6 protein-coding genes are annotated in these 4,791 nt (G+C 42.0%); all 6 read right to left on the bottom strand.

Going from position 1 to position 4,791, the window contains the following annotated elements; all coding sequences use genetic code 11:
• Positions 1-119: 119 nt before the first annotated feature.
• A complete protein-coding gene (locus M313_RS0116890) occupies positions 120-761 on the bottom strand; it encodes a 50S ribosomal protein L25/general stress protein Ctc (protein ID WP_010191390.1) in 642 nt (213 codons plus the stop codon).
• A gap of 84 nt (positions 762-845) precedes the next feature.
• On the bottom strand, positions 846-1,796 hold the full coding sequence (locus tag M313_RS0116885) for a ribose-phosphate diphosphokinase (RefSeq protein ID WP_010191388.1): 951 nt from the start codon (positions 1,794-1,796) through the stop codon (positions 846-848).
• A 272-nt stretch (positions 1,797-2,068) separates the two neighbouring features.
• A complete protein-coding gene (gene glmU, locus M313_RS0116880; protein ID WP_010191387.1) occupies positions 2,069-3,439 on the bottom strand; it encodes a bifunctional UDP-N-acetylglucosamine diphosphorylase/glucosamine-1-phosphate N-acetyltransferase GlmU in 1,371 nt (456 codons plus the stop codon).
• A gap of 150 nt (positions 3,440-3,589) precedes the next feature.
• Positions 3,590-3,880, bottom strand: a complete 291-nt coding sequence (gene spoVG, locus M313_RS0116875) for a septation regulator SpoVG (RefSeq protein WP_010191385.1) — start codon at positions 3,878-3,880, stop codon at positions 3,590-3,592.
• 127 nt (positions 3,881-4,007) lie between these two features.
• On the bottom strand, positions 4,008-4,385 hold the full coding sequence (gene ridA / locus M313_RS0116870) for a 2-iminobutanoate/2-iminopropanoate deaminase (protein ID WP_029326259.1): 378 nt from the start codon (positions 4,383-4,385) through the stop codon (positions 4,008-4,010).
• A 12-nt stretch (positions 4,386-4,397) separates the two neighbouring features.
• The coding region (locus tag M313_RS0116865; RefSeq protein WP_010197989.1) for a phosphoribosyltransferase family protein at positions 4,398-4,791 on the bottom strand (394 nt) is incomplete at its 5' end.

The raw sequence follows: 4,791 nt of genomic DNA, 5'->3' as shown, positions 1-4,791 counted from the left end.
GCTTTGGGCATTTTTAATCATCTAGTTCCCTTAGCTACTAACCTCCATAATTGTACTCCTCATGCCACAGTGTTTAGAAAATCTTCTCCGCAACAAGAGAAAAGACGTAACCATAAAGGTTACGCCTCCTCCTCTGTGCTTTCCTTGTTTTCTCTACCTTCTACAAGTTCAGGCTCGCCTGGTTCTTGTTCTTCTCCAGGATCGATTTCCTCTTCTTGTCGTGGAGGTAAGATGGAAGCAACCACTTCATCATCTTCATGATTGAAGCTGTATTTACCTGATTTTAAATCGCCGATTGTGATATTTTCGTTCACGTCAAGTTCCGTGACATCCACATCAATGGATTCCGGTACATCGTTTGGAAGTGCTTTGATGGAGACTTCATGGAGAACTTGTTGTAAGACCCCTCCATCTTTCACTCCTTTTGCATCGCCTGTAACGTGAACCGTAACATCTACATCAATCTCTGATTTAAAATTTACTACATGGAAATCCAAGTGGACGAATTCCAAGCTTTTCAACGGGTTAATCTGATAATCGTAAAGCATTACTTTGCGCTTATCTGAGCCGATTTCAAGCGAAATGATGCCGTTTCGTCCTGTTTCACGAATCGTTTTAATAAATTCTTTACTATCGACAGTAATAGATTTATTTTCTGTATCATTCCCGTAAACAACCGCTGGAATTAAACCTTCCTCACGGATTTTGGTTTTTGAAGATCCTTTGAATTCTGTACGTTCATTTGCATGTAATACTGACATTCTTATCACCTTCCTGGGAAAATAAAATACTTGTCTCTCATTCAATTTCCCCAATTTTCGGAAGGTTAAACATGATTCTTACGATTAATCAAATAAAGTACTAACGGATTTTTCTTCATGCACACGAATTATCGCTTCAGCAATAAGCTGTGCAACAGACAGTTGTGTGATTTTTTCTATTTTCTTCTCTTCTGGTAAGGAGATGGTGTTTGTGATTACCAACTCTTTAATTTTAGAGTTTTGAATACGTTCAATTGCAGGGCCTGACAGTACTGGGTGTGTACAGCATGCATATACTTCTTTTGCTCCATTTTCAATCAAGGCATTTGCCGCTAACGTTATGGTTCCCGCAGTATCAATCATGTCATCGATCAAGATGGCCGTTCTTCCTTCGATATGACCAACAATGTTCATAACCTCTGCAACATTTGGACGAGGTCTGCGTTTGTCGATGATCGCAATCGGCGCTTTCAAGCGATCAGCTAGCTTTCTTGCTCTTGTTACCCCACCATGGTCAGGGGATACGATTACAAGGTCTTCTAGTTGTTTGCTATCGAAGTATTCCGCCAAAATCGGAACACCCATTAAGTGGTCAATCAGGATATCAAAGAATCCTTGAATTTGCGGTGCATGCAGATCAAGCGTGATGACGCGGTCTGCTCCAGCAGTTTCTAATAGGTTTGCCACTAGTTTAGCCGTGATTGGCTCACGAGCACGCGCTTTACGGTCTTGTCTTCCATAACCGTAGTATGGCATTACAATGTTGATTGTTTTTGCAGAAGCACGTTTTAGTGCATCAATCATGATAAGCGTCTCCATGATATGTTCGTTTACAGGTGCGCTTGTAGATTGGATCACATACACGTCACAACCACGGATGCTTTCCTCGATGTTTATTTGGACTTCTCCATCACTGAAACGGGCAACGGAACATTTTCCGATTGGAACACCTACATGTTGAGCAATTTCTTCCGCTAAGGCTGTGTTGGAATTTAACGTAAAAATCTTTAGATTAGAATCTGCATACTTTGGCATGATATCTTGAACCCTCCGCTAGGTTTTTTTAATGGCTTCTTTTAATGACTTTGTTAAACACTACTGTTGATTTCCGCACCGGACTTCGCTTTCCTAGGGGCGCTGCTTGAGCCTCCTCACAACGCTCGGGGGTCTCAAGCTACCGCTATCTCCCTCAGGACAAGGAAGACTTCGTCAGCGATTCATCGCACGAAGAAAATGCGTAGCATTTTCGAGGAGTCTTCGCCCTGTGCTCCAATCAACAGCTGTAAAAACTCTCTGAAACAGTCGATTTATTTATTGTTAAGCTTGTTTACGTAGTTTTCTTTGTTTACTTGGCGTGCGCGTGCGATGGATAGTGCTTCTCCTGGCACATCTTCTGTGATGGTGGAGCCTGCTGCAACATAGGCGTTTTTGCCGATTGTTACAGGTGCCACCAAGTTGGAGTTGCAACCTACAAACACACCATCTTCAATTTTGGTTAAGTATTTCTTTTTCCCATCATAGTTGACGGTGATAGAGCCGCATCCAAGGTTCACGTCCGCTCCAACTTCCGCATCTCCAATATAGCTAAGATGAGAAGCCTTGCTTCCGTTTCCAAATGTCGCTTTTTTCACTTCCACAAAGTTACCGAGCTTTACTTCATTTCCAATCTTGGAATCAGGTCTCACGTGAGCAAACGGTCCGATATTTACATCATGACCAATTTCACTGTCATGTGCCACAGATTGGCGGATGGTTGTTCGGTCCCCGATTTGGCAATCTTTAATCTCGGAGTTCGGACCGATGATGCAATCTTCCCCGATCTTCGTCTCACCCAAGATAACGGTGCCAGGGTTGATGACAGTATCTCTGCCAATCTCTGCATCTGCTGAGATATACGTATTATCTGGATCAATGATGCTAACTCCATTGATCATATGTTTTTTATTAATTCTTTTCTTCATTGTTTTTTCGGCCTGAGAAAGTGCCACTCTGTCATTGACTCCAAGTGTTTCATCAAAGTCTAATGTTTGGTAGGCAGAAACGATATCGCCTTGTTCTTTCAGTATTTCAATGACATCCGGAAGGTAATATTCTCCTTGCACATTGTCATTGGAAACATTGTTCAGCGCTGTAAAAAGTGCCTCATTATCGAAGCAGTAAGTACCTGTATTGATTTCTGTCACTTTACGTTCATCTTCGTTAGCGTCCTTGTGCTCCACAATTTTCCCAACATGTCCTTCGCTATTGCGGATAATGCGTCCATACCCAGTAGGATCTTCTGCATAAGCTGTCAGAATGGTCGCCTTCGCTCCCGTGTTTTCGTGCAGATCAAGCAGTTCCTGCATCGTTTCCGGTGTGATAAGTGGAGTATCTCCACAAATGACCAGTGTTACGCCTTTTTTATCTTGCAACATTGGTGCAGCTTGCATGACTGCATGCGCTGTTCCTAACTGTTCTGCCTGAAGGGCATACTCGCTTCTTGATCCAAGATGGCTCTTTACTGTCTCCGCTCCATGTCCAACCACAGTTACAATTTTCTCGAAGTTGAGTGCAGAGACATGATCAACGACATGTTGAACCATTGGTTTGCCACAAACAGGGTGTAACACTTTATATAATTTGGATTTCATCCGTGTACCTTGTCCAGCTGCTAAAATTACGGCATATCGATTTATCATAACGGCCTCCATTTTCACCTAATTATCCATTACGAATATATCCTAAAACGGGGCCCATTTCAAGGAAGTACACGAAAGTACATTTATTTGTCAAAAAAAAGACCAAAAGAAAAAACAGGCCGCATAACAGCCTGTTTCACCTTTTATCGATTAAGAAGCACCTGCTTCTTCGTATTCTACTTCTAATTCGCCTAAGCGGTGGTACTCTGCTAGAACCGCTTCTTGGATTTTCCCACGCGTCCCGGAATTGATTGGGTGCGCAATATCGCGGAATTCTCCATCCGGCGTACGTTTACTAGGCATCGCAACGAACAAGCCGTTGTTTCCATCGATCACACGGATGTCATGAACAACGAATTCATGATCTAATGTAATAGATGCGATAGCTCTCATGCGACCATCGGTATTTACGCGGCGTAATCTTACGTCAGTTACTTCCATTCTGTTCACCACCTTTTGTCCCAATAAAAAACTTAGTATTATAAATTCTCTAAATTTTCTAGAATTCCTTCTTATTTTCAAATTTTTTTTGAAAATTTTGGGCAAATTGGTGTAAAAAGAACAGATTCTATTTTACTAGAGCGATAACTTCTATTTCTACCAGAACATCTTTCGGTAAACGGGCAACCTCCACACAAGACCTTGCAGGTTTGTGAGCGGAGAAATACTCTCCATACACTTCATTTATTTCTCCAAATTGATTCATATCTTTAATGAAAACAGTGGCTTTCACTACTGTTTCCAAGGAAGCACCGGCTTCTTCTAAAACCGCTTGCAAGTTTTTGAATACTTGATGAGTTTGTTCTTTCACATCTCCTTCAAGTAATTCTCCATTTGGCAATAACGGTATTTGACCTGAACTGTAAAAAAGATTGTTGACGATGATCCCCTGGGAATATGGACCTATCGCTTTTGGAGCGGCATCTGTATGAACAACTTTCATGATCTTACACACCCTTTAGTTTATTGTAATATTTTCTTTTACATGCTGAAGATAGTTGCCTTGCTGCACTTCTATCTGTCGGTCTCTTTCACTGACCTTTTCCAACTTAGCCAAGGAAACATAGTCATCGACCAGGCGTTCTTCGATATTTTCAGACTCCACTAGAATTCCGATGCCTGCTACGTTCGCTTGAAACTCAGCAAGTAAGTTCACCATTCCGCTGACCGTCCCGCCGGCCTTCATAAAGTCATCGATAATCAGGACATTCGAGCCCGTCTCTAAGCTTCTCTTTGCCAGGACCATCGTTTGAATTCGTTTGGATGAACCGGAAACATAATTAATGCTTACTGTAGAACCTTCTGTGACCCTGCTGTCCCGTCTTACAATAACAACCGGCACATTTAAAAAG

The sequence above is a fragment of the Bacillus sp. m3-13 genome (genome assembly GCF_000175075.1).
GTDB lineage: Bacteria > Bacillota > Bacilli > Bacillales > Bacillaceae_I > Sutcliffiella_A > Sutcliffiella_A horikoshii_C.
The sequence above is the reverse complement of the archived record's forward strand: the minus strand, read 5'-3'. Positions and strand labels throughout refer to the sequence as shown.